Annotated in this window: 26 protein-coding genes, 2 riboswitches and 1 other annotated feature; of the genes, 23 read left to right on the forward strand and 3 right to left on the reverse strand. The window is 58.7% G+C overall.

The genetic code is table 11. The features are described 5' to 3' along the window. The first annotated feature begins 18 nt into the window (after positions 1–18). The 17 genes from Q0I19_RS03645 (at position 19) to tyrS (ending at position 13,815) form a co-directional block, all read left to right on the forward strand. Positions 19–423, forward strand: coding sequence for a hypothetical protein (locus tag Q0I19_RS03645; RefSeq protein WP_294758911.1), 405 nt, complete (start codon positions 19–21; stop codon positions 421–423). Positions 424–584: 161 nt separating this feature from the next. Further along, complete coding sequence (locus Q0I19_RS03650) at positions 585–1,085, forward strand: YceD family protein (protein WP_294758909.1); 501 nt, start codon at positions 585–587, stop codon at positions 1,083–1,085. A gap of 24 nt (positions 1,086–1,109) precedes the next feature. After that, a complete protein-coding gene (rpmF, locus tag Q0I19_RS03655; RefSeq protein WP_294758908.1) occupies positions 1,110–1,295 on the forward strand; it encodes a 50S ribosomal protein L32 in 186 nt (61 codons plus the stop codon). Between the two features lie 142 nt (positions 1,296–1,437). Beyond that, complete coding sequence (locus Q0I19_RS03660; RefSeq protein ID WP_294758906.1) at positions 1,438–2,784, forward strand: DUF512 domain-containing protein; 1,347 nt, start codon at positions 1,438–1,440, stop codon at positions 2,782–2,784. Between the two features lies 1 nt (position 2,785). Then, the gene (gene der / locus Q0I19_RS03665; protein WP_294758904.1) at positions 2,786–4,129 is read left to right on the forward strand and encodes a ribosome biogenesis GTPase Der; all 1,344 of its coding nucleotides are present in this window, start codon (positions 2,786–2,788) and stop codon (positions 4,127–4,129) included. Positions 4,130–4,134: 5 nt separating this feature from the next. Further along, the gene (plsY, locus tag Q0I19_RS03670) at positions 4,135–4,827 is read left to right on the forward strand and encodes a glycerol-3-phosphate 1-O-acyltransferase PlsY (protein WP_294758902.1); all 693 of its coding nucleotides are present in this window, start codon (positions 4,135–4,137) and stop codon (positions 4,825–4,827) included. A gap of 128 nt (positions 4,828–4,955) precedes the next feature. Continuing rightward, positions 4,956–5,270, forward strand: coding sequence for an AtpZ/AtpI family protein (locus Q0I19_RS03675; protein WP_296023285.1), 315 nt, complete (start codon positions 4,956–4,958; stop codon positions 5,268–5,270). 18 nt (positions 5,271–5,288) lie between these two features. After that, positions 5,289–5,705 carry a hypothetical protein gene (locus tag Q0I19_RS03680; protein ID WP_294758896.1) on the forward strand — a complete coding sequence of 139 codons (417 nt, stop codon included), beginning with the start codon at positions 5,289–5,291 and terminating at the stop codon, positions 5,703–5,705. Beyond that, on the forward strand, positions 5,702–6,559 hold the full coding sequence (locus Q0I19_RS03685; RefSeq protein WP_294758893.1) for a FoF1 ATP synthase subunit a: 858 nt from the start codon (positions 5,702–5,704) through the stop codon (positions 6,557–6,559). The genes Q0I19_RS03680 and Q0I19_RS03685 overlap by 4 nt, the downstream gene beginning before the upstream one ends. Positions 6,560–6,590: 31 nt before the next feature. Continuing rightward, positions 6,591–6,833, forward strand: a complete 243-nt coding sequence (atpE, locus tag Q0I19_RS03690) for an ATP synthase F0 subunit C (RefSeq protein WP_294758891.1) — start codon at positions 6,591–6,593, stop codon at positions 6,831–6,833. A 36-nt stretch (positions 6,834–6,869) separates the two neighbouring features. After that, entirely contained in the window at positions 6,870–7,376 is a 507-nt protein-coding gene (atpF, locus tag Q0I19_RS03695) for a F0F1 ATP synthase subunit B (RefSeq protein ID WP_294758888.1), read from the forward strand. Further along, positions 7,373–7,909 (forward strand): ATP synthase F1 subunit delta, encoded by a 537-nt coding sequence (atpH, locus tag Q0I19_RS03700; protein ID WP_294758886.1) that lies wholly within the window; start codon positions 7,373–7,375, stop codon positions 7,907–7,909. Before atpF ends, atpH begins: the two co-directional genes overlap by 4 nt. 32 nt (positions 7,910–7,941) lie before the next feature. Then, positions 7,942–9,462: a F0F1 ATP synthase subunit alpha gene (atpA, locus tag Q0I19_RS03705; RefSeq protein WP_294758884.1), complete on the forward strand. Its 1,521-nt coding sequence runs from the start codon at positions 7,942–7,944 to the stop codon at positions 9,460–9,462. A gap of 33 nt (positions 9,463–9,495) precedes the next feature. Beyond that, a complete protein-coding gene (gene atpG / locus Q0I19_RS03710; protein WP_366012347.1) occupies positions 9,496–10,338 on the forward strand; it encodes an ATP synthase F1 subunit gamma in 843 nt (280 codons plus the stop codon). A gap of 18 nt (positions 10,339–10,356) precedes the next feature. Continuing rightward, on the forward strand, positions 10,357–11,751 hold the full coding sequence (atpD, locus tag Q0I19_RS03715) for a F0F1 ATP synthase subunit beta (RefSeq protein WP_294758881.1): 1,395 nt from the start codon (positions 10,357–10,359) through the stop codon (positions 11,749–11,751). Between the two features lie 12 nt (positions 11,752–11,763). After that, on the forward strand, positions 11,764–12,174 hold the full coding sequence (gene atpC, locus Q0I19_RS03720) for an ATP synthase F1 subunit epsilon (RefSeq protein WP_294758879.1): 411 nt from the start codon (positions 11,764–11,766) through the stop codon (positions 12,172–12,174). A gap of 97 nt (positions 12,175–12,271) precedes the next feature. Next, positions 12,272–12,531, forward strand: a binding site (T-box leader). Between the two features lie 63 nt (positions 12,532–12,594). Beyond that, positions 12,595–13,815 carry a tyrosine--tRNA ligase gene (gene tyrS / locus Q0I19_RS03725; protein ID WP_294758877.1) on the forward strand — a complete coding sequence of 407 codons (1,221 nt, stop codon included), beginning with the start codon at positions 12,595–12,597 and terminating at the stop codon, positions 13,813–13,815. Positions 13,816–13,886: 71 nt separating this feature from the next. Here tyrS and Q0I19_RS03730 read toward each other — a convergent pair whose 3' ends face one another. The 3 genes from Q0I19_RS03730 to Q0I19_RS03740 form a co-directional block, all read right to left on the reverse strand. Next, complete coding sequence (locus Q0I19_RS03730) at positions 13,887–14,288, reverse strand: GNAT family N-acetyltransferase (protein ID WP_294758875.1); 402 nt, start codon at positions 14,286–14,288, stop codon at positions 13,887–13,889. Between the two features lie 327 nt (positions 14,289–14,615). Then, on the reverse strand, positions 14,616–14,828 hold the full coding sequence (locus tag Q0I19_RS03735) for a DUF6199 family natural product biosynthesis protein (RefSeq protein WP_294758873.1): 213 nt from the start codon (positions 14,826–14,828) through the stop codon (positions 14,616–14,618). Positions 14,829–15,492: 664 nt separating this feature from the next. Beyond that, positions 15,493–16,554 carry a mechanosensitive ion channel family protein gene (locus tag Q0I19_RS03740; protein ID WP_294758871.1) on the reverse strand — a complete coding sequence of 354 codons (1,062 nt, stop codon included), beginning with the start codon at positions 16,552–16,554 and terminating at the stop codon, positions 15,493–15,495. Positions 16,555–16,630: 76 nt separating this feature from the next. Further along, a riboswitch (FMN riboswitch) is annotated at positions 16,631–16,768 on the forward strand. A gap of 141 nt (positions 16,769–16,909) precedes the next feature. On the opposite strand from Q0I19_RS03740, the gene Q0I19_RS03745 reads away from it, so the two are divergent. From Q0I19_RS03745 to Q0I19_RS03770, 6 genes are all read left to right on the forward strand, one after another. Beyond that, positions 16,910–17,506 carry an ECF transporter S component gene (locus Q0I19_RS03745; RefSeq protein ID WP_294758869.1) on the forward strand — a complete coding sequence of 199 codons (597 nt, stop codon included), beginning with the start codon at positions 16,910–16,912 and terminating at the stop codon, positions 17,504–17,506. Between the two features lie 120 nt (positions 17,507–17,626). Then, positions 17,627–17,723, forward strand: a riboswitch (SAM riboswitch). Positions 17,724–17,821: 98 nt separating this feature from the next. After that, positions 17,822–18,970, forward strand: a complete 1,149-nt coding sequence (gene metK, locus Q0I19_RS03750; RefSeq protein WP_294758868.1) for a methionine adenosyltransferase — start codon at positions 17,822–17,824, stop codon at positions 18,968–18,970. Between the two features lie 164 nt (positions 18,971–19,134). Then, positions 19,135–21,366: an ATP-dependent RecD-like DNA helicase gene (locus Q0I19_RS03755; protein ID WP_294758866.1), complete on the forward strand. Its 2,232-nt coding sequence runs from the start codon at positions 19,135–19,137 to the stop codon at positions 21,364–21,366. Further along, the gene (locus Q0I19_RS03760; RefSeq protein WP_294758863.1) at positions 21,363–22,139 is read left to right on the forward strand and encodes a phosphoribosyltransferase family protein; all 777 of its coding nucleotides are present in this window, start codon (positions 21,363–21,365) and stop codon (positions 22,137–22,139) included. The genes Q0I19_RS03755 and Q0I19_RS03760 overlap by 4 nt, the downstream gene beginning before the upstream one ends. Further along, complete coding sequence (locus Q0I19_RS03765) at positions 22,136–23,194, forward strand: rod shape-determining protein (RefSeq protein WP_294758861.1); 1,059 nt, start codon at positions 22,136–22,138, stop codon at positions 23,192–23,194. The genes Q0I19_RS03760 and Q0I19_RS03765 overlap by 4 nt, the downstream gene beginning before the upstream one ends. Positions 23,195–23,209: 15 nt before the next feature. Further along, complete coding sequence (locus Q0I19_RS03770; RefSeq protein WP_294758859.1) at positions 23,210–25,804, forward strand: UvrD-helicase domain-containing protein; 2,595 nt, start codon at positions 23,210–23,212, stop codon at positions 25,802–25,804. Positions 25,805–25,819 lie beyond the last annotated feature (15 nt).

The following is a 25,819-nucleotide window of genomic DNA, read 5'->3' on the forward strand; positions in this document are numbered from 1 at the left end:
AATAAGGAGGTAACCCCTATGTTGAAACTCATCGTTGGTACCAAAGGCTCCGGCAAAACCAAAACTATGATCGAGATGATCGATAAGGCCACCAAGACCACTTCCGGCAACATCGTTGTCATCGAAAAATGCATGAAGCTCACCACCGAGATCAACCACGCTGCCCGCCTGGTTGACGTGGACGAGTATGGCGTTGTCGGTGCCGATATGCTGTACGGCTTTGTTGCAGGCGTTCTGGCCGGCAACTACGATATCACCGAGCTGTTCATCGACGGCATCCTGCGCATCATCGACCACGACATGGCCGCTGCTGCCAAGGTTCTGGCTGCCATCGACAAGATCACCCAAAATATCGAGGTCGTCGTCACCGTGTCTGCCAATGTGACCGACCTGCCCGAAGAACTGAAGAAGTACGTTGTCTGATCGGGTCTTTGACCGCAAAAAGTCTGATTTTGGGGCAGGAAAGCTGGCTTTCCTGCCCTTTTTTTCGTAAAATAATAAAAAATCGCAACTTTTTGGGTTTTAGTTGTTGACAACCCCCCGCAACTTGTGTATACTATTTAAGCAACCTTTTGAGGTGTACTATGCAATTTGATCTGCGTTCCTTTTTAGACGGTGCCCGCAAACCCTATGAAACAGAATTTGCAGCAGATTTGTCTATGGCGGATTTCGGCGCTTTTACGCTGAATACCCCCGCACAATGTACCTTTACGGCAACGCCCACCGAGGATGGCGCGGCGTTGCTGCTTTGTGTAAAGGCGGATATCCAGTCCGAATGTGCCCGCTGCCTGGAACCTCTTTCCCGCAGCTATGACTTCGAGAGAGAGTATTTTGTGCGTCGGCGCGATTTGGATGACCCGGATTTTGAATTGCCCTGCAACGAACAAGGTTGTCTCGATCTTCAGGAACTGGTTTTTCAGGAACTGCTGTTCGAGGTCCCGTCGGTGCTGCTTTGCAGTGCGGATTGTCAAGGCCTATGCCCCGTCTGCGGAAAGAAAAAGTCGGCAGGATGCTCCTGCCAAACGGCAGAAGAAACTGCCCCTGTGGATGCACGGCTTAGCATATTAAAACAACTGCTCAGTTGAATTTCGCCAAGGAGGTGTCCGATTATGGCTATCGTACCCAAGAGAAAGCATTCTCAAGCCCGCCGCGACAAACGTCGCTCTAATGTCTGGAAACTGGAGGCGCCTACGCTGGTGAAGTGCCCGCAGTGTGGCGAACTGAAGGTTCCCCATAAGGTTTGCGGCAAGTGTGGCTACTACAAGGGCCAGGAAATCATCAAGAAAGAGGCTTGATCTCTTTTTTGAAGGATATGGCTTTTCCACTCCTGCGCGGTTGATATTCAGCCGGGGAGTGTAAGGAGACATGCAGGGGAGGGCGTAGCCTTCCCCATTTTTTGTTAGTTATTGTCATTCTGACGCGAAAGGAGGCCGCCCGATGCCGCTATACGTCACGGCGGTGGACGAAAATTCCCCCGCCCAAAAGCTGGGGCTGCAGCCCGGCTGCGCACTGTTGGCCATCGACGGCCATCCGCTTGCCGATGCACTGGACTACCAATTTTATACAACGCCCCCTGCCTTTTCGCTGGAGATCTGCGCGGACGGGCAGCAGCGCACCCTGCAGGTGCAAAAGGGCGAGTACGAGCCGCTGGGCTGCAACTTCAAAACCTATTTGGGCGACGAAAAGCACAGCTGTTCCAACCACTGCATGTTCTGCTTTATCGACCAGCTGCCCCCCGGTATGCGTGAACCGCTGTATTTTAAGGATGACGACGAGCGTTTGTCCTTTTTGTTCGGCAACTATATCACGCTGACCAACCTCTCGGAGCATGAGATCGACCGCATCATTCAGATGCACATCAGCCCGATTTTCGTCTCGGTGCACACGACCAACCCCGCACTGCGCGTGCGGATGCTGGCCAACAAACGGGGCGGGGAAGTACTTGACTATCTGCCCAAATTGGCGGCGGGCGGCATCGAGCTGAACTGCCAGCTGGTTTTGTGCCGCGGCATCAACGACGGTGACGAGCTGCGCCGCACGCTGAACGACTTGCTGGCGCTGCGCCCGCAGGTGGGCAGCATCGCCGCCGTGCCCGCCGGTGTGACCGACTACCGCGAGGGGCTGTACAAGCTGACCCCCTACGATCAGCAGTCCGCCGCCGAAACGCTGGATATTCTGGAAGAATTTGCCCAAAAATGCCGCGCCGAGTACGGACGCAGCATCGTGTATCCCAGCGATGAGTGGTACCTGACCGCCGAAAGGGAAGTGCCGCCCGCCGAATTTTACGACGAGTTTGCCCAGCTGGAGGACGGCGTGGGAATGTGGCGGCTCTACCATGACACCTTTTTGCAGGAGCTGGAGGACTACCGCGGCCTGGTCCTGCCCCATGCGCTGGACGTTGCTACCGGCACGCTGGCTGCCCCTTTAATAAAGGAATGTATGCAGGCGCTGATGCAGCGCTACCCGCAGGTGCATGTCACGGTACATGCCATCGAGAACCGCTATTTCGGCGGCAACGTCAGCGTGACCGGACTTGTGACCGGCACCGACATCGCCGAGCAGTGCCGCGGCGCCTTGCAAAGCGGTACGCTGGCGGTACCTGAGGTCATGCTACGGGACGAAAAAGACCGCTTTCTGGATGACGTGACCCCCGCCGGTCTGGGCGAAAGTCTGGGCTGCCGGGTCATCACCATCCCCACGGACGGCGCAGGCTGCTGCAAGGCGGTCCTGGCCACCCCCCGCCGCAAACGATTGATACGAAAACCAACGAGGGAGGAAAGCTGATATGGCAAAACCTATCGTAGCCATCGTGGGCCGCCCCAATGTGGGCAAGTCCACCATCTTTAATAAGCTGACCGGCCAGCGTCTTGCCATTGTGGAGGACACCCCCGGTGTCACCCGCGACCGCATTTTCTGCGATTGCGAATGGTGCGGCCACAAATTTCTGCTGGTAGATACAGGCGGTATCGAGCCGCGCATTGACGACGGTCTGCTGGCGCATATGCGCGAACAGGCGCAGATCGCCATTGACTCGGCGGACTGCATCGTCATGGTCACCGAGCTGACCAACGGCGTCACCCCGCAGGATCAGGACATTGCCGGTATGCTGATGCGCAGCGGCAAGCCCGTGGTGCTGGCGGTCAATAAGTGCGACAAAGTCGGCGAGCCGCCCATGGAATTGTACGATTTCTACTCGCTGGGTCTGGGCGAGCTGATTCCCGTTTCCGGTGTGCACGGACACGGCACCGGCGATCTGCTGGACGCCGTGTGCGAGCATCTGCACTTTGATGATGAAAACGAGGACGAGGACGACCGCATCTCGGTAGCTGTCATCGGCCGCCCCAACGTGGGCAAGTCCAGCCTCATCAACCACATTCTGGGCGAAAACCGCCTGATCGTTGCCAACGAGGCAGGCACCACCCGCGATGCCATCGACACGATGGTCGAGAATAAGTACGGCAAGTTTATCTTTACCGACACCGCCGGTCTGCGCAAAAAGGGCAAGGTCGAAAGCGGCGTCGAGCGTTACAGTGTGCTGCGCAGCCTGGCCGCCGTGGAGCGCAGCCGCGTCTGCGTCATTATGATCGACGCCACCGTCGGCTTTACCGAGCAGGACTCCAAGGTCGCGGGCTACGCCCACGAGCAGGGCAAGGCGTGCATCATCGCTGTCAACAAGTGGGATGCCGTCGAAAAAGACAGCTACACCATGGACACCATGCGCAAAAAGCTGCAGGAGGACTTCAGCTTTATGTCCTATGCGCCGATTCTGTTTATCAGCGCCAAGACCGGGCAGCGCGTGGACAAGCTGTTTGAAACCATCCACTTTGTGGATGTCCAGAACGGCACCCGCATCCCCACCGGCGCACTGAACGAGATGCTCGCCCGCGCCACCGCCAAGGTGCAGCCGCCCTCCGACAAGGGCAAGCGCCTGAAGCTGTTCTACATCACCCAAAGCTCCACCCGCCCGCCGACGTTCGTCTGCTTCGTCAACCAGAAGGTCTTGTTCCATTTCTCGTACCAGCGTTATATCGAGAACCAGATTCGCGAGACCTTCGGCTTGACGGGTACCCCTATCCGTATGATCACCCGTGAACATGGCGACGGCGTAGCCCGCGCCGGAAAGGTGTAACGGTTATGAACATTCTGCACATCCTTGCCGCCTGCCTGCTGACTGCGCTGGGCGGGTACCTGCTGGGCAGCATCCTGTTTGGCGTCCTGATTTCCAAGGTGCTGTACAATGATGATGTGCGCAGTCACGGCAGCGGAAACGCCGGCATGACCAACGTTTTGCGTACCTACGGCAAACTGGCGGCTGTCTTGACCACGCTGGGCGATGTGGGCAAAAGCGTTGCCGCCGTCCGGCTGGGGCGCTTTATCTTCGACGCCCTGCTTTCCGGCACGGGCGCAGCCTGGCAGAACCCGCTGGACCCTGTCTGCGGTGCCTATCTGGCTGCCATTTTCTGTATGATCGGACACAGCCGCCCGCTGTTTTTCGGCTTTAAGGGCGGCAAGGGCGTGCTGGTGGGTGCCGGTGCGGCGCTTGCCACCGAGCCGCTGGTCTGCGCCGTCCTGCTGGGGATCTTTTTGGTAGAATTTGCCATCACCCGCATCGTGTCCCTGGGCAGCATTATCATTGCCGCGCTGTACCCGGTGGCGACGCTCATCAACCTGCTGGCGCACGGCGCCGATGCCGCAACGGTCGCCTTCAGCACGGTGTGCTGCGCCATTATGGCAGCGATGGTCATCTGGCTGCACCGCTCCAACATCGAGCGCCTGAAAAACGGCACCGAGTACCGTTTTGGCGAAAAAAAGAACAGCAGCAAATAAATTTTCAGCGTTCGCGCCTTGGCGCGGGCGCTTTTTTTGTACATTGCTTCCAAATGTGAATAATCTGTTAAGTTGCACAAAAAATAAAAATTGCACGGCAAATACCTGTTGAAAAGTCCGGCGGTTTCGTGTATACTGGTAATAAATCTTGGGTCTGGATCGGGGTGCGCGTTGTTATGAAAACCTTCTATGACATCGCCCGCCATCTGGTCTGGCTGACCCAGTTCGGTATGTCGGTGGCAGTGCCGCCGGTGCTGAGCCTGTGGGGGGCTGTGTGGCTGCAACGCCGGTTCGCCTTGGGCGGCTGGGTCGTGGCGGCAGGCTTCATTGTGGGTCTGCTGGCGGCGGTCGGGGGGCTGCGCAGCTCGCTGAAAGCCATCGACCGGCAGGCGAAGCCCCCCAAGAAACCCGACCCGCCCCCGGTATCATTCAACCGCCACTAAGGCAGAAAGGAGCCGCCTATGCAGAAACAACGGGAGGTTTTTCAGGAAATTGCCCGTGTGGCGGCGGCGCTTGCTGTGTGTGAGGGGCTGATGCTGGTTGTGTATGCGCTGGCAGGGCAGTTTACGCTGCGCACGCTGGCGGGTGCGCTGGTGGGCTTTGTGCTGGCGTTGGGCAATTTTGCGGCGCTCAGCATCACGGTGTCCAACGCCATGGACCGCGCAGCCCAAACCGGTGACGCCAAAAAAGCCCAGATGGAGATACAAGGCTCCAGCGTGGTACGCCCGCTGATCTTGTTGGCGGTGTATGTTCTACTCTTTCGCATGGATCTGTGCGAGCCGGTGCCGGCGATCTTGCCGCTGCTGTTCGCCCAGCTTTCCTTAAAAATTTTGGAATTTTTCCGCAAGGACACAAAAGGCGGTGAAGCTGCAAAATGAACGGACCGAAAATTTACTGGACCCTGCCGCTGGGCATTACCATCACCCAGACCACGGTCGCCAGCTTTGTGGTCATGGTGCTGCTGTGTACGGCAGCGGTGGTGTTGGGGCGCAATCTGGAAAAACGCCCCGGTCGCAGGCAGGTGCTGGTAGAAAAAGGCGTAACGATGCTGTATGACATGGTGGGCGACACCATGGGCAAGCACAACCTGTACTGGGCGCCGTATATGGGGGCGTTGTTCCTGTCCTCGGTATGCGGGTCTTTTATCGGTATGACGGGTATTTTCCGCTCTGCCACGGCAGACCTTTCCACCACGGCAACGTGGGCGATCATGACAAGCGTGCTGTGCTGGGGCTGCTCCATCAAGCGCAACGGCGTCGGGGGCTGGCTCAAGGGCTTTACCGAGCCTGTGGTGGTCATGACGCCGATGAACCTGGTTTCTGAAATCGCACAGCCGCTGTCGATGGCGTTCCGTCATTTCGGCAACATCGCGGGCGGCAGCGTGCTGACAAGCCTTGTCTACACCGCGCTGGCGACCTGCTCTGCCTTGCTGCTGGGGCTTGTGGGCAAAAGCGTCGTCATCGGCGCAGCGGTGCTGGTCATCGGCATGGCGCTGCTGGTCGCGGGCGTTAAAAACAAGAAGCTGGCAAAGAAGATTTTCGGCATTGTTTTTATCGCCACCGGCGCACTCTCTCTTTTGGGGCTGACAGGCGTTCCTTATCTGGAGGTCGGTATCCCCGGCATCCTGAGCCTGTATTTTGATGTATTCTCCGGCGGGGTTCAAGCCCTTGTTTTCAGCCTGTTGACAATGGTGTATGTGGGCAATGCCTGCCCGCCGCCGGAAGAAGCATAACAACGTATTTTATAACTGGGAGGATTTCAATATGGAAACTGCAATCGTAAAAGCCGCCTGTGCGATCGGTGCCGGTATTGCCATTGGTTTTGGCGCTATCGGTCCTGCTATCGGTGAAGGCAACGCCGTCGGCAAAGCTCTGGAAGGTATGGCACGCCAGCCCGAAATGGTCAGCGACCTGCGTACCAATATGATCCTTGGCTGCGCCATTACCGAATCCACCGGCATTTACTCGCTGGTCATCTCCTTGCTGCTGCTGTTCGTTTTCCACTAATCGGGAAAATGAACATCACGAAAGGAGGGACAGCAAGTGACAGGCTTTGAAAGCTTTGTAGGCATCAATCCGTGGACAGCGCTGTTTACCTTTTGCAATATGCTGATCACCTTTTCTGTGCTGAAACATTTTTTGTTTGAGCCGGTCAAAAAGATGATCGACGACCGCCAGAACGAGATCGACACGATGTACGCCGATGCCGACGCGGCCAAGCAGAAAGCGGCTGCGCTGGAAAGCGAATATCAGGCGCATCTGCAGTCCATCAAGGACGAGCGCGATGCCATGCTGCGGGAAGCGACCCGCCGCGCGCAGAAGCGTGAGGAGGAGATCGTGGGCGAGGCCAAGACCGAGGCCGCGAACATCCGCGCCGCTGCCGAAGCGGATATTGCGCAGGAACGCAAAAAAGCAGTCAATGACCTCAAGAACGAGATCGGCGGTATGGCCGTTGAGATCGCCGGCAAGGTCGTTGAGCGCGAGATCAAACAGCAGGATCATCAGGCACTCATTGACGAATTTATTCAGAATGTGGGGGATGCGTCGTGACCGAAACAGCCAAACGGTACGGCGGCAGCCTGTATGAGCTTGCCAAAGAAGAACAGCTGACCGACGAGCTGCTCAGCGAATTGGAAACCGCTGTGATCTGCTTTGGTGAAAATGCGGACTATATGCGCTTGCTCACGGCAGAAAATCTGCCCAAGAAAGAGCGCTGCGATCTGCTGGACGCGGCGTTTGAGGGTGCGCATCCGTACCTGATCAACTTTATGAAGCTGCTGTGCGAGGAAGGTCTGCTGCCGGAGCTTTTCGGCTGTGTGCAGGCGTACCGTGCGCAGTATAACGCTGACCACGGCATAATCGAGGTTACGGTGGTCTCGGCAGTGCCTTTGCAGGATGCCAGCCGCGAAAAGCTGCTGGCCAAGCTGGCGGCGCTGACCGGCAAGACCGTTACCCTGAAAGAAAAAGTCGATCCGTCCGTGCTGGGCGGTTTGCGGCTGGATATGGATGGCAAGCGCTTGGACGGCACCGTGCAGCGCCGCCTGGAAACGATGCGGGATGAGATCGCCGGCGTCGTGATGTAAAGCAAATAAAAGATTGCGTGGTGAACCAAACAGTGCAACTGAAACCTGAACAAATTTCCCGAATCATTCGCTCGCAAATTAAATACTATCAGAATGCCATCGAGCAGACTGAAACCGGCACTGTGACCATGGTCGGTGACGGCATTGCCCGCGCCGCCGGTCTTGACAACTGCATGGCAGGTGAGCTGGTCCAGTTTGACGGCGGCACCTACGGTATGGCGCAGAACCTGGAAGAAAACAGCGTTTCCATCGTTCTGCTGGGCGATGATTCCGGCATCAAAGAGGGCAGCGTCGTCAAGCGCACCGGCAAGGTCGTTTCCGTGCCGGTGGGCGAGGGGATGATCGGCCGCGTTGTCAACGCGCTGGGTCAGCCCATTGACGGCAAGGGTCCCATTGACGCCGCCGAGTATCGTGCCATTGAATCCCCGGCACCCGGCATTCTGGATCGTCAGCCCGTCAAGCAGCCCCTGCAGACCGGCATCAAGGCGATCGACTCGATGATCCCCATCGGCCGCGGTCAGCGTGAGCTGATCATCGGTGACCGTCAGACCGGTAAGACTGTTATCGCAACCGATACGATCCTGAACCAGAAGGGCAAGGATGTTTTGTGCATCTACGTTGCCATCGGTCAGAAGCGCTCCACGGTTGCCTCTCTGGTCGAAAACCTCGAGAAAAACGGCGCTATGGCGTACACAACTGTGGTTTGCGCCACGGCATCCGAGCTGTCGCCGCTGCAGTATATCGCCCCCTACGCCGGCTGCGCCATGGGCGAATATTTCATGCATCAGGGCAAGCACGTCCTCATTATTTATGATGACCTGTCCAAGCACGCTGTCGCGTACCGTGCGCTTTCTCTGCTGATCCGCCGTCCCCCGGGACGTGAAGCCTACCCCGGCGACGTTTTCTACTTGCACAGCCGTCTGCTGGAACGCGCGGCGAAACTCAGCGATGCCAAGGGCGGCGGTTCCTTGACCGCACTGCCCATCATCGAAACGCAGGCGGGCGACGTGGCTGCGTATATCCCGACCAACGTCATTTCCATCACCGACGGTCAGATCTTCCTGGAAACCGAGTTGTTCCACGGCGGTATCCGCCCGGCTGTCAACCCCGGTATCTCTGTTTCCCGTGTCGGCGGCAACGCCCAGATCAAGGCAATGAAAAAGGTCGCAGGTACGCTGAAACTGATCTACTCCCAGTATCGTGAGCTGCAGGGCTTTGCCCAGTTCGGTTCCGACCTGGACGCCGATACCAAGGCGCGTCTTGCCCAGGGCGAGCGCATTGTGGAGGTCCTCAAGCAGGACCGCAACAGCCCCGTACCCGTCGAAAAGCAGGTGGCGATCCTGTACGCCACCATCCACGGCTATCTGAAGGATGTTGCCGTGGCGGACATTGCCGAGTACGAGCAGACGCTGTACACCTATCTGGACGAGAACGTCACCGCAGCGGGCGTGATGGAAACCATCCGCACCACCGGCGACCTCAAGCCCGAAACCGAGGAACAGCTCAAAGCCGTACTGGCGGATTTTACCGCAAGCTTCATCAAGAACAAATAAACTGCAAAGGGGGTGCTGCCGGTGGCCGGTTCAATGAAGGAAATCAAGCTGCGCATCAAAAGTGTGCAGAGTACCATGCAGATCACCAAGGCTATGGAGCTGGTGGCGTCCAGCAAGCTGCGCCGCGCCAAGGAGCGCGTGGAACACAGCCGCCCGTATTTTGAAACGCTGTATACCACGCTGTTCGACATCGCCAACGCCGATTCTGAATTCAGCAGCCCGTATCTTGCCAAGCGCGAGGGACATCGGCGGCTGTATATCGTCATCGCCGGTGACCGCGGTCTGGCGGGCGGCTACAACGCCAACATCTTAAAGGCTGTGGCGGCGGACGCCGGGGACAGTGACTACTGTGTTCTGCCCATCGGCAAAAAGACCGTTGAGCATTTCGAGCGCCGGGGCGTACCCCTGCTGACTACGGCTTTTGCCGAGGCGGGCAGCCTTTCGGTGAGCGACTGCTTTGAAATTTCCCGCCTTGTCTGCACAAAATTTCTGGCAGGGGAGTTTGACGAGATCCGCCTGGCGTTCACGCAGTTTGTTTCTATGCTGACCCAGACGCCGTCGGTGCTGTCGGTACTGCCTTTTGATGCGCCGCGTCCCAAACCGGGACACGAGCATAAGAGCCTGATGCTGTACGAGCCGAGCAGCGAAGCGGTCTTTGACGCCATCATCCCGGAATATTTGGCAGGTGTCGTCTACGGCGCCCTGTGCGAGAGCGTTGCCAGTGAGCAGGGCGCCCGCCGCACGGCAATGGATGCCGCCACCAAGAACGCCGGTGAGATGATCGACCATCTGAATCTGTATTATAACCGTGCCCGCCAGGCTGCGATCACGCAGGAAATTACCGAGATCGTTGCCGGCGCGGACGCCGAAGCCTAAAACAAAGGAGTGTGCGCTATGCCGGAAAAACACACCGGTAAGGTAGTGCAGGTCATGGGTCCTGTTCTGGACATTCGTTTTCCGGAAGGGGAGCTGCCCGCACTGCTGAACGCCATTGAATTGGATAACCACGGCAAAAAGCTGGTGGTCGAGGTTGCACAGCACATTGGCGACAATGTGGTGCGCTGCATCGCCATGGCCGCTACCGACGGTCTGGTGCGCGGCACCGAGGCTGTCGATACCGGCGCACCCATCAACGTACCCGTGGGTGAAGAATGCCTGGGTCGCGTTTTCAACCTGCTGGGCGAGCCTGTGGACGAGCAGCCCGCCCCGCAGAACACCGAGCGCTGGCCCATCCATCGCCCTGCTCCCAGCTATGACGAGCAGGAATCCTCCACCGAAATTCTCGAAACCGGCATCAAGGTCGTTGACCTGATCTGCCCCTACGCCAAGGGTGGCAAGATCGGTCTGTTCGGCGGCGCCGGTGTCGGCAAAACCGTTCTGATCCAGGAGCTGATCTACAACATCGCCACCGCGCACAACGGCTATTCCGTCTTTACCGGTGTCGGTGAGCGCACCCGTGAGGGCAATGACCTGTACGGTGAAATGCGCGAAAGCGGCGTTCTGGACAAGACCGCCTTGGTCTACGGTCAGATGAACGAGCCGCCGGGAGCGCGTATGCGCGTGGCGCTGTCCGGTCTGACGATGGCGGAGTATTTCCGCGATGTCAAGCATCAGGACGTGCTGCTGTTTATTGATAACATCTTCCGCTTCACGCAGGCAGGCTCCGAGGTTTCGGCGCTGTTGGGCCGTATGCCCTCCGCCGTCGGCTACCAGCCCACGCTGGCCACCGAAATGGGCGCCCTGCAGGAGCGTATCACCTCCACCCGCAAGGGTTCCATCACCTCGGTGCAGGCGGTCTATGTGCCTGCGGACGACCTGACCGACCCCGCGCCCGCCACGACCTTTACCCACCTGGACGCCACCACGGTTCTGAGCCGTGACATCGCCTCGCAGGGTATCTACCCCGCCGTGGACCCGCTGGATTCCACCTCCCGCATCCTTTCGCCCGAGGTCGTGGGTCAGGAGCATTACGAGGTGGCGCGCGCCGTGCAGGCGGTGCTGCAGCGCTACAAGGACCTGCAGGATATCATCGCCATTATGGGTATGGACGAGCTGTCCGAGGAGGACAAGATCACCGTCAACCGCGCCCGTAAGGTGCAGCGTTTCCTGTCCCAGTCCTTCCATGTAGCCGAGCAGTTCACCGGTATGCCCGGTCAGTATGTGCCGCTGAAGGAAACCCTGCGTGGCTTCCGTATGATTTTGAACGGCGAGTGCGATTCCATCCCCGAAAGCTGCTTCCTGTTTGCCGGCACCATCGATGACGTGCTGGCCAAGGCAAAGCAGCAGTAAGGAGGCGCGCCGATGACAGCCTTTCCGTTAAAGATCCTTACGCCGGACGGTGTCGCGTATGACGGCACGGTCACGGCTGTGTCCTGCCGCACGATCGACGGGCAGATCCAGCTGTTGGCGAACCATATCGACTACACCACCGCCTTGGGTATGGGCGAGGCGCACATCACCCGCGAGGACGGCACCAAGCGCCGTGCCGCCTGTATGGGCGGTATGGTCAGCATGATCGACGGCGAGTGCCGTCTGCTTGCCACCACCTTTGAGTGGGCAGAGGACATCGACAAGGATCGTGCCGAGCGCAGCAAGGCGCGTGCCGAGGCGATTTTGGCGCAAAAGGCCGACGCCCGCGAAATGGAGCTGGCACAGGCACGCCTGAAGCGCGCGTTGGTGCGCAGCAGCGTCGCCGCCCGCAAGGGACTGTAACTGAATCCGAAACGCCGCCCTGTGGTTGGGGCGGCGTTTTTCGGTGATATAAGCCCCCCCTTGACGGAACGCAAAATTTATGGTATAACTAAACATATCAAATGCTTAGATGGGAATCAGTACCCGCGGCATAAGCGCTTCAGAGAAGCCCCGGTTGGTGCAAGGGGTCGGCGCGGGCAGCGGGGAATACAGCCCGGAGCAGCAGGCTGAACGCCGTTTGGGTCAGTAGGCTGTGCCGTGTGCGCACGTTACAGCGTTTGGGTGTCGCAGCGTATCCTTTGGCTGCCGCACCCGCGAAGGCCCGCCGCCGCGAGGGACGGGCAAACAGAGGTGGTACCGCGAAATTTCGCCCTCTGCCAAATTTCACATTTGGCAGGGGCTTTTATTTTTGCCCTTGCCGCAACAAAACGGAGGTCTATTATGACGATCTATGACGAACTGAAAGCCCGCGGTCTGATTGCCCAGGTCACGGACGAGGAAGAGATCAAGGAAATGATCAACAACGGTAAGGCTACCTTTTACATCGGCTTTGACTGCACGGCCGACAGCCTGACCGCCGGTCATTTTATGGCGCTGACCCTGATGAAGCGCCTGCAGCAGGCGGGCAACCGCCCCATTGCCCTGCTGGGTGGCGGCACCACGATGATCGGCGACCCCTCCGGGCGTACCGATATGCGCAAGATGCTGACCAAGGAGGACATCGACCACAACGCCGAGTGCTTTAAGCGCCAGATGGAGCGCTTTATCGAGTTCGGCGAGGGTAAGGCGATGATGCTGAACAACGCCGACTGGCTGTTGAACCTGAACTACGTTGACCTGCTGCGCGAGGTGGGCGCCTGCTTCAGCGTCAACAATATGCTGCGTGCCGAGTGCTACAAGCAGCGTATGGAGAAGGGTCTGTCCTTCCTGGAATTTAACTACATGATCATGCAGAGCTACGACTTCTACCACCTGTTCCAGAATTACGGCTGCAATATGGAGTTCGGCGGCGACGACCAGTGGAGCAATATGCTGGGCGGCACCGAGCTGATCCGCCGCAAGCTGGGCAAAGACGCCTACGCCATGACCATCACGCTGCTGACCGACTCTCAGGGCAAGAAGATGGGCAAGACCGCCGGCAACGCCGTCTGGCTTGACCCCAACAAGACCAGCCCGTTTGAGTTCTACCAGTACTGGCGCAACGTCGGTGATGCCGATGTGCTGAAGTGCATCCGTATGCTGACCTTCCTGCCGCTGGAGCAGATCGACGAGATGGACACCTGGCAGGGCGAGCAGCTGAACAAGGCAAAGGAAATCCTTGCCTACGAGCTGACCAAGATGGTCCACGGCGAGCAGGAGGCGGAAAAGGCGCAGAACACCGCCCGCACGCTGTTCAGCGGTGCCGCCGACCACGAGCATATGCCCAGCACCCAGCTGGACGCCGCTTTGGTCAAGGACGGTGCCGTCGGTCTGCTGGCAGCGATGGTGGCTGCCGGGCTGTGCGGCTCCAACCGTGAAGCCCGCCAGCTGGTGCAGCAGGGCGGCGTGCTGGTGGACGGCGAGAAAATCACCGACCCCAAGGCGGTTCTGACCACCGAAGCATTGACCGAGGGCGTTGTCATCAAAAAGGGCAAAAAGGTTTACCACAAAATTACGCTGTAACGAACAAAAGCCCGGCGCAAAAGCGCCGGGCTTTGTTGTTTGCAGGCACGGGAACTTGAAAAGGGAAGGCATCAGGCTCTCATAAAACCACAACATCCCATCTCCGAGAAATTCAAGAATCCGAGTGATTTATAAAAGGCTACGGTTTTGGGGGTATTATCGGTTACAAGTTGAAGCTGTCTGACATCCGAGTACCTATCAAGAACAGCTTTAAGAAGGGCAGTTCCGATTCCTTGCCGTTGATATTTTGGATACACCAGAATATCCTGAACAAGGATGATGGTGAATTTGTCGCCGACAACTCTGGCAATGCCGAGAAGTTCATCGTTTTCGTATGCTGCTAATACAAGTAAAGAGTTTTTATATCCTTGCTCCAGGGCGGGCATATTCTCGGTATATGCAGTCCAGCCAACTTGCGTATAGAGGTCTAAGACTTCGTTTGGCTTGAATTCTGTATATTCTTTTATTTCCATTTTGCTCTCCTTTGGGGCAGTAATGTAGGGATGGGTAGAATTCGGATTTCCGGCAGGTTTGTAGGGGACGCATAGTTGCGTCCCGCAGCTTGTAGAAAAAGCCTGTTACCGGAAGATTTGTAGGGATGGGTCTATCTCCGCGCTAAGAGCCGCCGCTGTGCGGCGGTTGCGCTCCGAAACGCGCCTGCGGGCGCAGTGACCCATCCGCACATCTGGCCGCGCGCAGCGCATAAAATCGCGCCGAATGGCGCGCGGTTTTCTCGTTACGTCGTGCTTTTGGCAAGGCAGCACTGTTTGCAGGCAAGGAAATTTATAAAACGGAAGGTGTCACTCCAAAATCAACGGCAGCAGGATCATAAAAATTCCGCACAAGGCAAATAAAACGCCGCCGATTTTTGTGACCTTCAAGTAGAATGCAGAGGGTTCATCGGCGCGGTAGGATTTCCATTCTTCGGTTAGTTTCCACACCAAGTCCGGTTTCAGAAAGAGAAACATCCCAAGGGCAAAGAGGAAAATCCCGCCGCCAATCGACCAGAGCATATTTGCCATCTCCTTTATGTTTTTTGATAATCCCCACATCCAACCGCAATTTGCATGGCAGGGGGAATTTCCCGATATATCGTACTAGTGGCTGTACTGCACGGAACGGTCAAGACCGTTCCCTACAAACCAACCGAAGGTTCGCTATTATCAAAAAAATCCGGCAGCAACCAAATTCCCCGGCGGGGTGGGGTCACCCCGCCCTACAGGGCAATAAAAACGTTTCGGCGGTAGGGGCGGGGCAAGCCCCGCCCGCGGTCAAATGGCAACGCAAAAATCACGGGTACTCCGTAGGGGACGCATATATGCGTCCCGTGCTGCTTACCCGTTATATAGCGTTACCGGGATGGCTGCAACGGGCGGTCAATGACCGCCCCTACACGGGAACCTGAGAATTACCATTTCCCTTTAGCAAGTCGCCCGCCGAGCAGAATAACAGAAAATACAGCGGCAAAGAACAGGAATGTGAGCCAGATTGGGCTTAACACCCACAACCAAGACCACGAAATCAGTCCGGTTATTTTTAGTAGAACTAAAATCATTGTCAAGGCAATGATTGGATCTCTTCCGGATCGTTTGTTTCTTTTCTCTGTGTGCATAATAATACCTCCCAATCTCCAGAATCATCCAACCGCAATTGCAGGGCTCCCCCCGCCGGAAACCGTCACTTATCTTTTGCCATCTCCACGGTGGTGGTCGGGAAGGCAAATTCGCACCCGGCGTTTTTCACGGCCTGCATAATCAGCAGGTTCAGGCGGTGGCGCTCCTTCAGATAATCGGCATAGGGCAGGGTGGTCAGGTAGACGCGCACCAAAATATCCAGGCTGTAATCGTTGAACTTGTCCAGCGTCACGGTCACACCGTTGGGCTGCACGGTGGGCTGGCTCTGCAAAAGCTGCGTCAAATCCTGCGTCAGGCGCTGAATCTGTTCCTCCGTCGTGTCGTAGGTCAGCCCTAAGGTGAACTGCCACAGGCGGCTGGTGCGCTGGTTGGCGTTTTGGATATACTCGGCGCAGACCTTGGAGTTTTCTATCGTGATAACGACATTGTCCGCATTGCGGATGCGGGTAGAGCGGAAGGAAATATCCTCGACCGTACCCTCAACGCTGCTTAAAATGATATAATCCCCGATGCCGAAGGGATGCTCCAACACCAGCGTGATGCCGGCAATCAGGCTGGACAGGGTGGACTGCGCCGCCAGCGAAATGGCAAGACCTGCCACCCCGGCACCGGTCAAAAGCCCGGTAACGGGAACGCCCAGCTGATCCAGCGCCGCAATGCCCGCAAACACAACGACCAGCACCTTGTAAATATTCTCAAAAAAGCGCCCCATCGTCTTGTTGGTGGCAAGGTCAAGGTGATTTTCGGCGCTGCGCAAAAGCAGGCGGCACATCGGCGCTGCCTGCCACGCACCGTACCCGATAAAGAAGATCACGCACAGCCTGAAAAACAGCGCCAGCACGCTGTACACGGGGAATTTTTCGGCAAACTGAACGGGCAGGGCGTGCAGCGCGGCGTACCCCAAGAAGGTGCGCAGCAAAAGGGTAGTGGGTTCCAGATACGCCTCGGTCAGAATTTGCAGGACCTCCGGCATAAGAGCGTGCAATTTTTGGAGCAGGCTCTTGGCAAAGCGGCGGTAGAGTACGGGCAGCAGGTAGGCGGATGCGCCCAGAATCAGCGCGGGCAGCAGCGCCGCCAGCGAAAAGTCAACAGATTCGATCAGCATAGAAAATCCTCCATTTGGCAAGATTATATCATTTTTCTTGCAATTTGTAAATTCTGTGGTATAATCTTTTACAGAAAGTCTGTTTCAGGGCGGGGTGAAATTCCCCACCGGCGGTAAGCGGCGTAAGCCGTAAGCCCGCGACCGGTCGCTTTGCGGCCGCTGACCCGGTGCAAATCCGGGGCCGACGGTATAGTCCGGATGAAAGAAACGGAAAGCTGTTTTTCTGTGCTTTTTGTTGCGCCCTGCCATCGTTTTTGGCAGGGCGTTTTTGTTTGGCACGGACCTGTCGGAAACGGCCTCCCGAAGTATGAAATCACAAACCGGCTTTCAATACTTTTTATTTGGAGGCATACTTATGCAAAAATCCACCAACCGTACCCGTGTCCTGACCGGCACCGCCATGCTGGGCGCTGTGGCAGCCCTTTTGATGTATCTGGAATTTCCCATTCCCATTATGCCGGCGTTTGTCAAGCTGGACGTGTCCGAACTGCCCGCCCTGCTGGCCAGCTTTGCCTACGGCCCGGTGTCCGGCATTGTCGTCTGCCTGATCAAAAACCTCATCAAGCTGCCCAGCACCTCCACCGCCGCGGTGGGCGAGCTGTTCAACTTTGTGATGGGCGCCGTGTTTGTGGGCACGGCGGGTCTGGTCTACAAGTTCAATAAAAGCCGCAAGGGCGCCATCATCGGCGCCGCGGTGGGCGCGCTGGTTATGGCGCTGGTGTCGGTGCCGTACAACTATTTTATCGTGTATCCGGCGTATGTGACCTTCTACCACCTGCCGCTGGAGGCGATCATCGGGATGTATCAGGCCATCAACCCCGGCGTGGACGGGCTGTTGAGCTGCCTGCTGGTGTTCAACCTGCCGTTTACCTTCTGTAAGGGCGCTTTGGACGCTGCTTTGTGCTTTTTGATTTACAAACCGCTCTCTCCGCTGCTGCACGGACGCCGCTGATTTCGGTACGCCGCGCCGCATTTGTGCGACTTTTGGGCAAAAACAGGGATGTGTCCGACACAGCATCGTTGACTTTCTGCCCGATATCTGCTACAATAACACACGTCACAACAGAATAGCAACTTATCAAGAGTGGCTGAGGGAACAGGCCCGATGAAGCCCGACAACCTGCTGTACAGCAAGGTGCCAAGTCCTGCGGGGAACCGAAAGATAAGCGTAACGCGCGCAGTCTTTTGGCTGCGCGCTTTTTTCTTCCTGACAGTTGCCTTTCTGCCCAAGACCATCATATTTTTTATTTTAGGGAGGCAACCAACTATGTCCAAGTTCCTGTTCACGTCCGAGTCCGTCACCGAAGGGCATCCCGACAAGATCTGCGACCAGATCTCTGATGCCATTCTCGACGCCATCCTCGAGCAAGACCCCGGCGCGCGTGTCGCCTGCGAAACCACCTGCTCCACCGGTCTTGTCCACATTATGGGCGAGATCACCACCAGCTGCTATGTCGATATCCCCGCCATCGCCCGCGAGGTCGTGCGTTCCATCGGCTATGACCGCGCCAAGTACGGCTTTGACTGCGACACCTGCGGCATCATTACCAACATTGACGGGCAAAGCCCCGACATTGCGCTGGGCACCAACGATGACGTGGCCGGTGCCGGCGATCAGGGTATGATGTTCGGCTACGCCTGCGACGAAACCCCCGAACTGATGCCCCTGCCCATCAGCCTGGCCCACAAGCTGGCAAAGCGCCTGACCGAGGTGCGCAAGAACGGCACCCTGAGCTACCTGCGCCCGGACGGCAAGAGCCAAGTCACCGTGGAATATCAGGACGGCAAGCCCGTGCGCGTGGACACCGTGGTCATTTCCAGCCAGCACAGCCCCGAAGTCACGCAGGAGCAGCTGCACGCCGACATTCTGCGCGAGGTCATTCGGCAGGTCATCCCCGCCGAGCTGCTGGACGAAAACACCAAGTATTTCATCAACCCCACCGGTCGCTTTGTCGTGGGCGGTCCGCAGGGTGACTCCGGCTTGACCGGGCGCAAGATCATCGTCGATACCTACGGCGGCTATGCCCGCCACGGCGGCGGTGCCTTCAGCGGCAAGGACCCCAGCAAGGTGGACCGCTCTGCCGCTTACGCTGCCCGCTGGGTCGCCAAGAACGTTGTGGCTGCCGGGCTTGCCACCAAGTGCGAGGTAGAGTTGGCTTACGCCATCGGCGTGGCGCAGCCGGTCTCCATCATGGTGGACACCTTCGGCACCGGCACCGTGGCGGACGAAACCATTGAGAAGGCCGTCGAGAAGGTCTTTGACCTGACCCCCGCCGCCATCATCCGCGATCTGGACCTGCGCAAGCCCATCTACCGTCAGCTGGCGGCTTACGGCCATATGGGTCGTGAGGATCTGGGCGTCAAGTGGGAGAACACCGACCGCGCCGATGCCCTGAGGGCTGCCGTGGCAGAATAAAAATCCGAAAGAAGTTTCCTAAAAAGGACGCTGCACCGTACAGGGCGGCGCCCTTTTTGTATGCCGCCGACCTTGCCAAAACCTGCAATTTGGGGTATAATACAACTAATACTGTGTAAGTGTGTCAAAATCCGCATTATTTTTGAAGAAAGGAGGGGACACCTGTGGAAAATCAGCAAGCAGAGCTGCAAAAGCTGGAGGGCATGGTCGAGCGCGTCATCTACGAAAATGCCGAAACCGGCTACGCCGTGTTTGAGGTGGACGCCGGCGGCACCGATGTCGTTGTGGCGGGAAATGTCGGCAGCATCGACAACGGCATGAGCGTGACGGTCTACGGGCATCTGGTCAATCATCCCAGCTATGGCGAGCAGTTCAAGGCCGAAACCTGTGAAGCCAGCCTGCCGCAGGACACGCAGGCGCTGCTGAGCTATCTTTCCAGCGGGGTGCTGCCGTACATCGGACCCTCCACCGCGAAAAAAATCGTTGAAAAATTCGGCGAGGAAACGCTGACCGTCATTGCCGAAACACCCCAGCGCCTGTGTGAGCTGCGCGGCATCACCGAAAAAAAGGCGGCAGCTATCTCGCAGGAATTTCGCCGTATGTACGGCGTGCGGGAGGTCGTGGCGTGGTTTGCCCGCTACGGCCTGTCGGCGCAAAATGCCGTGACCGCCTACCGTTCGTTCGGCCCGCACACTGTCGAGGCGCTGACCCAGAACCCCTACCTTTTGTGCGGCGAACCGCTGCAATTAAAATTTTCCCAGGTGGACGGCATTGCCGCCGCCCTGCAATTTGAGCAGGGCAGCAGTCTGCGTATCTCGGCGGGGCTGCTGTATGCCCTGCGTCACAATGCGGGCAACGGCCACACCTGCCTGCCGCGCGAAAAGCTGCTGCAAAGCACGGCACAGTTTTTGCGCGTTGCGCCCGAAGAAATCAGCCGCGGTCTTGACGAACTGCTGAAAACGGAGGAACTGCGCGAACAGCAATTTGACGGAACGGCGTATATTTATCTGCCGGATCTGCTTTCTGCCGAGGCGGATATCGCCGCGCGTCTGGGCGAGCTTTCGACCTTTCCCACCGAGGCGCCCAAGACGCTGGACAGTGACATCCGGGCGATGGAGATCGTGCAGGGCTTTGCCTATGCGCCCTTGCAGCGCGAAGCGATCCGGCTGGCGCTTTCCAGCCGGGTGATGGTGCTGACCGGCGGTCCCGGTACCGGCAAGACCACGACGGTCAACGCCATTTTGAGCCTGTACGAGGCACAGGCAGACCGGGTGGCGCTGTGTGCGCCCACGGGCCGCGCCGCCAAGCGGCTGAGCGAGCTGACCGGGCATACGGCGTCCACCATCCACCGCCTGCTGGAGGTGGACTACACCACAGGCAATGTGCGGTTTATCCACAACGAAAAGAACCTGCTGAAATACGACGTCATCATTCTGGACGAGATGAGTATGGTGGACGCCAAGCTGTTTCAGGCGCTGCTTGCCGCGGCGCGCTACCACTGCCGCATCATCATGGTGGGGGACGCCGACCAGCTGCCCAGCGTGGGTGCGGGCAATGTGCTGGGCGAAATTCTGCGCGCGGGGGTCGTACCCACCGTAAGGCTGACCGAGATTTTCCGTCAGGCGCAGAAAAGCCTGATCGTGCAGAACGCCCACCGCATCGTCGAGGGGCAGATGCCCCAAAAGGGCAGCGCGCAGGACGACTTTTTTATGATAGAATCGGCGGGGCTTGCCTGCCAGAAGCTGGTCTGCGACCTTGTCAGCACGCGTTTGCCCAAGGCCTACGGCTTTGACGCGGTCAAAGACATTCAGGTGCTGTGCCCGACCAAGGTCGGACCCACCGGCAGCGTGGAACTGAACCGCCGCCTGCAGGAGATCCTCAACCCACCGGCGTTCGGCAAGCCGCAGATCGGCAGCGAAAAAAGCGGCAAGATCCTGCGCCTGGGCGACAAGGTCATGCAGATCAAAAACGACTACGACATCACCTTTGAGCGCGCCGGGGCCGAGGCGGGCGTCGGTGCCTACAACGGCGATTTGGGCATCATCACCGCCGTGGACGCCGAGGCGCAGAGCGTCACGGTCATGATGGACGACCGCAAATACGTCTATGGTGCCGACCAGCTTAACGAACTGGAGCCCGCCTACGCCGTGACGGTACACAAGAGCCAGGGTTCGGAATTCCCGGCGGTCATACTGCCGGTGGCGGACGTGCCCGCAAGGCTTTGCTACCGCAACCTTTTGTACACCGGCGTGACCCGCGCGCGCAAGCTGTGTGTGCTGACAGGTACCGCGCGCACCGAGCAGACGATGGTGCAGAACGTGCGGCAGAATATGCGATACAGCGGGCTGCGGTATCTTTTGCGGCAGGCTGCGTCCTCACGGGTGGAGGAAACATGACCCGGCGGGACGCGAGGGGGCTTTTCCAACGCGCGGCCAACCTTTTGTACCCGCGCGTGTGCCCTTTTTGCGGCACACTTTTGGGGCGGGACGCCAAGGACGCCGCCGTGTGCCCCGCGTGTATTGCCGAGGAAGAACGCCTTTCGCATCAGCCGCCCCGCCTGCCGGACGGCGACCACGATTTCTACGCCCTGAATGACAAGATGGCGGCCTATTATTATGCAGATGATGTGCGCACTGCCATTTTGCGCTGCAAGCGCGGCGGGCAGTGGCACTATGCCAGGGAACTGGCCGACCGCATGGCTGTGCGCATCTGGGGCGCCGATCCCGCACAAAAGCCGGGGCAGCGCCCGCAGTATGTCGGTGTGCCCGGCATGGCACTGTACGGCTGCATCGTGCCGGTGCCCCGACGGGACGCGGCAAGCAGGGAACCGTCCCTGCCCGCGCTTTTGGCAAAGCGGCTGGGCGAGATTTTGCAAATCCCGGTCATAGATGCGCTGCAGACCACCCGCCCCCTGAGCCCGCAAAAGAAACTGACCCGCGCCGAGCGCATCATGAACGTGCGCAATGCTTACGTCTGCCGCCCCGATGCGGACATTACCGACATGCGGGTGCTTGTGGTGGATGATATCATCACGACCGGCTCCACGGTGTCGGCGTGTGCGCTGGCGCTTTTGCAGGGCGGTGCGTTTGAAGTACACGCGGCCGCCGTTGCCGCCGATGAGGACTTACCCAAGAACAAACAAAGGTTATCTACGGAGAACAAACCATGAAGCAACAGGATATCGGCATTGACCTTGGCACGACCTCGGTCATTATAGCTACCGAACAACAGGGCGTTGTGTTCTGCCAGCCGACCATCGGCGCGGTAGACACCCGCACAAATTCGGTCATTGCCGTGGGGGACGAAGCTCTGCGTATGGTGGGGCGCGCCCCTGCCAACATTGATCTGGTGCGCCCCTTGCAGGACGGCGTCATCCATGACCACCGCATGACCAACGAGTTGATCTTGCGCTTTGTCAACGAGGTCTGCCGTTCCCGGCTGTTCAAGCCGCGCGTGGCAGTCTGTGTGCCGGCGGCCATCACGGGCATCGAGGCGGACGCCGTCGTCGAGGCCGTGTACACGGCGGGTGCCAAGCAGGTCTTTTTGGTTGACGAGCCTGTGGCGGCGGCGCTGGGCGCGGGGCTGCCCATCCGCGAACCGCGCGGCTGCATGGTCATCGATATCGGCGGCGGTTCCACCGACATTGCCGTTATCAGCATGGGCGGGCGGGTACGCGCCGCCAGCGTGCCGGTAGCGGGCAATGCCTTTGACCGCGCCATTGCCCAGTATGTGCAGGAAAAATTCCAGATCGCTATTGGCCCCCTGACCGCCGAGGCGCTGAAAAAGCAGGTCGCCTGCTGCGCCAAAAGCGAGTTTGAGGGTGTCATGGAAGTGCGCGGCCATTCGTGGGAGACGAACCTCCCCGCCCGCAAGGTCATCTACACCCGCGACTTATACGAGCCTGTGCAGGAGCTTGCCTCCCGCATTGCGGCGGCCGCCAGAAGTGTGCTGGAGGCCACCCCGCCGGAATTGCAGGCCGACATCGCGGACGGCGGCGTGCTGCTGACCGGCGGCGGCTCGCTGCTGCGGGGGCTGGCCGGGTATCTGGCACAGACCCTGCACATCAACGTTACCATCGCGCCCGATCCGCTCAACTGTGTGGCGCGCGGCACAGCCATCAGCCTGAGCGAGGGCAAACATTTAAGCGCGGGCTTCCGCGATGCCACCCCCAAGGCATGGTCGGGCCGCCAACAGCTTCGCCGTGACACCTTTACCGCCGAATAACCGAAAGGAACCCCTATGTCCGATTTGAATCAGGAATACCTCGCTCTGCGCGATCAATATATCGAAGCACGCTTTTCCAAGCTGAATCCCATGCAGCAAAAGGCGGTCTTTTCCACCGAAGGCCCCTTGCTGATCCTGGCAGGTGCAGGCTCCGGCAAGACCACCGTGCTGGTCAACCGCATCGCCAACATTATCCGTTTCGGCAGCGCCCACGGCAGCAGGGAACTGACCCGCCCCGTCACGCAGGAGGATCTGGACGCCCTGCGCACGGCGGTGCAGATGGGCCGTGACCTGCCGCGCGAGGCGGCGTATCTGGCGGTGCGTCCTGCGCGCCCCTGGAACGTGATGGCCATCACCTTTACCAACAAGGCGGCGGGCGAGCTGAAAGACCGTCTGCGCGCCATGCTGGGGGACACCGTGGGCGGCGATGTGTTCGCCTCCACCTTCCACTCGGCGTGTGTGCGGATGCTGCGCCGCGATGCCGAGCGCATCGGTTTCCCCAAGAGCTTTACCATCTACGACACCGACGACCAGCAGCGCGTCATGAAGCTGATCTATAAAGACCTGATGATCGACGAAAAGTTCCTGCCGGTCAAGTCTGCCGCCGCGCAGATCAGTTCCTTCAAGGACAAGCTGCTCTCGGCAGAGGATATCGCCAAGGAACCGCCCGCCAACACCAAGGCGGCGCTGGTCTCCAAAATTTACACGGCCTACGCGGGCCGCCTGAAGTCCGCCGGTGCGATGGACTTTGACGACTTGATTTTTTACACCGTGCGGCTTTTGCAGCAGGACGCCGAGGCGCGGGAATACTACCAGCAGAAATTCCGCTATGTCGTCGTGGACGAGTACCAGGACACCAGCGTTGCGCAGTTCCATTTGGTGCGTCTGCTGGCGGGCGGCACCAACAACGTCTGCGTGGTGGGCGACGACGACCAGTCCATCTATAAATTCCGCGGTGCCACGATTGAAAATATCCTGAACTTTGAACAGGTGTTCACCGGCGCCAAGACCATTCGTCTGGAACAGAACTACCGCTCCACCTCCAACATACTGGATGCCGCCAACAGCGTCATCAAAAACAACAACGGCCGCAAGGGCAAGACCCTCTGGACGCAGAACGGGGACGGCGAAAAAGTCCACCACTACACCTCCTCCAACGAGCAGGACGAAGCCAGCCATATCGCCGACGTCATCGGCGAACACCTGCGCGAGGGCGCCCATCTGCGCGACCACGCCATCCTGTACCGCATGAACGCGCAGTCCAACCCCATCGAAACCTACTTTGCCCGCGCGGGCATCCCGTACCGCATCGTGGGCGGGCAGCGCTTCTTTGACCGCAAGGAGGTCAAGGACATCAACTCCTATCTGGCGCTGATCGCCAACCCCCGCGACGATGTGCGTCTGCGCCGCATCATCAACGAGCCTGCCCGAAAAATCGGCGGCACGACGCTGGATAAAGTGGCCGAGCTGGCTGCAGCCGAGGGTGTGCCGATGCTGAAAATCGTCGCAGACTCGCGCAATTACCCCGCCTTGCAGCGCGCAAGCGCCGCGCTGGAGCGCTTTTACGAGATGTACCGCGAGCTGTGCGACCTTTCGGTCACGCTGCCGCTGGACGAATTTGTGGGCGAGGTCATCCGACGTTCGGGGTATGAGGCAATGCTCAAAGCCCAGAACGAGGAAGGGCAGACGCGTCTGGAAAACTTAGGCCAGCTTGTCAGCAGCATCAAGACCTACGCCGACCAGAACGGCGAGGACGCGACGCTTTCCGGCTTTTTGGAGGAAGTTGCCCTGATTTCCGACCTGGATAGCTACGATACCGACGCCGACAGCGTCACGATGATGACCATCCACTCCGCCAAGGGGCTGGAATTTCCGTATGTCTTTGTGGTGGGCATGGAGGACGGGGTATTTCCCGGCGATTTGGCCCGCTACAATGAGGCCGATATGGAGGAAGAACGCCGCCTTTGCTATGTGGCCATCACCCGCGCCAAAAAAGAGCTGTATCTTTCCTCCTCCCGCAGCCGTATGATCTTCGGGCAGACCAAGCGCAACCCGCCGTCCTGCTTTTTGTCGGAAATTGACCCCGCGCTGCTGGACGAGACGCAAAGCCCCGACCTTGCTTACAGCAGCGGTTTTGGGGCGGGCTACGGCAGCTATGGTGCCACGGTGCCCGGCGGGCGCAGCGGCTATTCGGGGGCAAGCCGCGGCTATCTGAACAGCGAGTACAACGCCCGCCCCGGCGGCTTTGGTTCCGGTTACGGCTCCGGCTTTGCCAGCGGCGGACATGAAAGCCCCAACTACACGGGCGGCCGTCACGGTGTGCAGCCGGCCGGTTTTGGGGCAGGCTACGGCAGCTCCCGCAAGGTGATGCCCGCCGGGGCAGGAACCTCTACACTGGCAGGTCTGCAAAAGGCGGACGCTGCCCCCAAGGCCAAGAGTGCGGGCTACAAGGCGGGGGACGTGGTGGAACACCGCGTTTTCGGCAAGGGCACCGTCATCAAGGCCACCCCCATTGCAGGGGACTGTATCGTCGAAATCCAATTTGACCGTGTGGGCGTCAAGCGCACCATGGCCAACTACGCGCCGCTGAAAAAACTCAACGAAGAATAAGAAGGGGAGAACGCC

Origin of the sequence: uncultured Gemmiger sp. (assembly GCF_934561205.1) — a bacterium.
In the GTDB taxonomy this organism is placed as follows: domain Bacteria; phylum Bacillota; class Clostridia; order Oscillospirales; family Ruminococcaceae; genus Gemmiger.

Coding starts and splice junctions, on each gene's coding strand:
- Q0I19_RS03645 (WP_294758911.1), top strand. CDS start 19: ATGTTGAAACTCATCGTTGGTACCAAAGGCTCCGGCAAAACCAAAACT.
- Q0I19_RS03650 (WP_294758909.1), top strand. CDS start 585: ATGCAATTTGATCTGCGTTCCTTTTTAGACGGTGCCCGCAAACCCTAT.
- rpmF (WP_294758908.1), top strand. CDS start 1,110: ATGGCTATCGTACCCAAGAGAAAGCATTCTCAAGCCCGCCGCGACAAA.
- Q0I19_RS03660 (WP_294758906.1), top strand. CDS start 1,438: ATGCCGCTATACGTCACGGCGGTGGACGAAAATTCCCCCGCCCAAAAG.
- der (WP_294758904.1), top strand. CDS start 2,786: ATGGCAAAACCTATCGTAGCCATCGTGGGCCGCCCCAATGTGGGCAAG.
- plsY (WP_294758902.1), top strand. CDS start 4,135: ATGAACATTCTGCACATCCTTGCCGCCTGCCTGCTGACTGCGCTGGGC.
- Q0I19_RS03680 (WP_294758896.1), top strand. CDS start 5,289: ATGCAGAAACAACGGGAGGTTTTTCAGGAAATTGCCCGTGTGGCGGCG.
- Q0I19_RS03685 (WP_294758893.1), top strand. CDS start 5,702: ATGAACGGACCGAAAATTTACTGGACCCTGCCGCTGGGCATTACCATC.
- atpE (WP_294758891.1), top strand. CDS start 6,591: ATGGAAACTGCAATCGTAAAAGCCGCCTGTGCGATCGGTGCCGGTATT.
- atpG (WP_366012347.1), top strand. CDS start 9,496: ATGAAGGAAATCAAGCTGCGCATCAAAAGTGTGCAGAGTACCATGCAG.
- atpD (WP_294758881.1), top strand. CDS start 10,357: ATGCCGGAAAAACACACCGGTAAGGTAGTGCAGGTCATGGGTCCTGTT.
- atpC (WP_294758879.1), top strand. CDS start 11,764: ATGACAGCCTTTCCGTTAAAGATCCTTACGCCGGACGGTGTCGCGTAT.
- tyrS (WP_294758877.1), top strand. CDS start 12,595: ATGACGATCTATGACGAACTGAAAGCCCGCGGTCTGATTGCCCAGGTC.
- Q0I19_RS03730 (WP_294758875.1), bottom strand. CDS start 14,288: ATGGAAATAAAAGAATATACAGAATTCAAGCCAAACGAAGTCTTAGAC.
- Q0I19_RS03735 (WP_294758873.1), bottom strand. CDS start 14,828: ATGCTCTGGTCGATTGGCGGCGGGATTTTCCTCTTTGCCCTTGGGATG.
- Q0I19_RS03740 (WP_294758871.1), bottom strand. CDS start 16,554: ATGCTGATCGAATCTGTTGACTTTTCGCTGGCGGCGCTGCTGCCCGCG.
- Q0I19_RS03745 (WP_294758869.1), top strand. CDS start 16,910: ATGCAAAAATCCACCAACCGTACCCGTGTCCTGACCGGCACCGCCATG.
- metK (WP_294758868.1), top strand. CDS start 17,822: ATGTCCAAGTTCCTGTTCACGTCCGAGTCCGTCACCGAAGGGCATCCC.
- Q0I19_RS03760 (WP_294758863.1), top strand. CDS start 21,363: ATGACCCGGCGGGACGCGAGGGGGCTTTTCCAACGCGCGGCCAACCTT.
- Q0I19_RS03765 (WP_294758861.1), top strand. CDS start 22,136: ATGAAGCAACAGGATATCGGCATTGACCTTGGCACGACCTCGGTCATT.
- Q0I19_RS03770 (WP_294758859.1), top strand. CDS start 23,210: ATGTCCGATTTGAATCAGGAATACCTCGCTCTGCGCGATCAATATATC.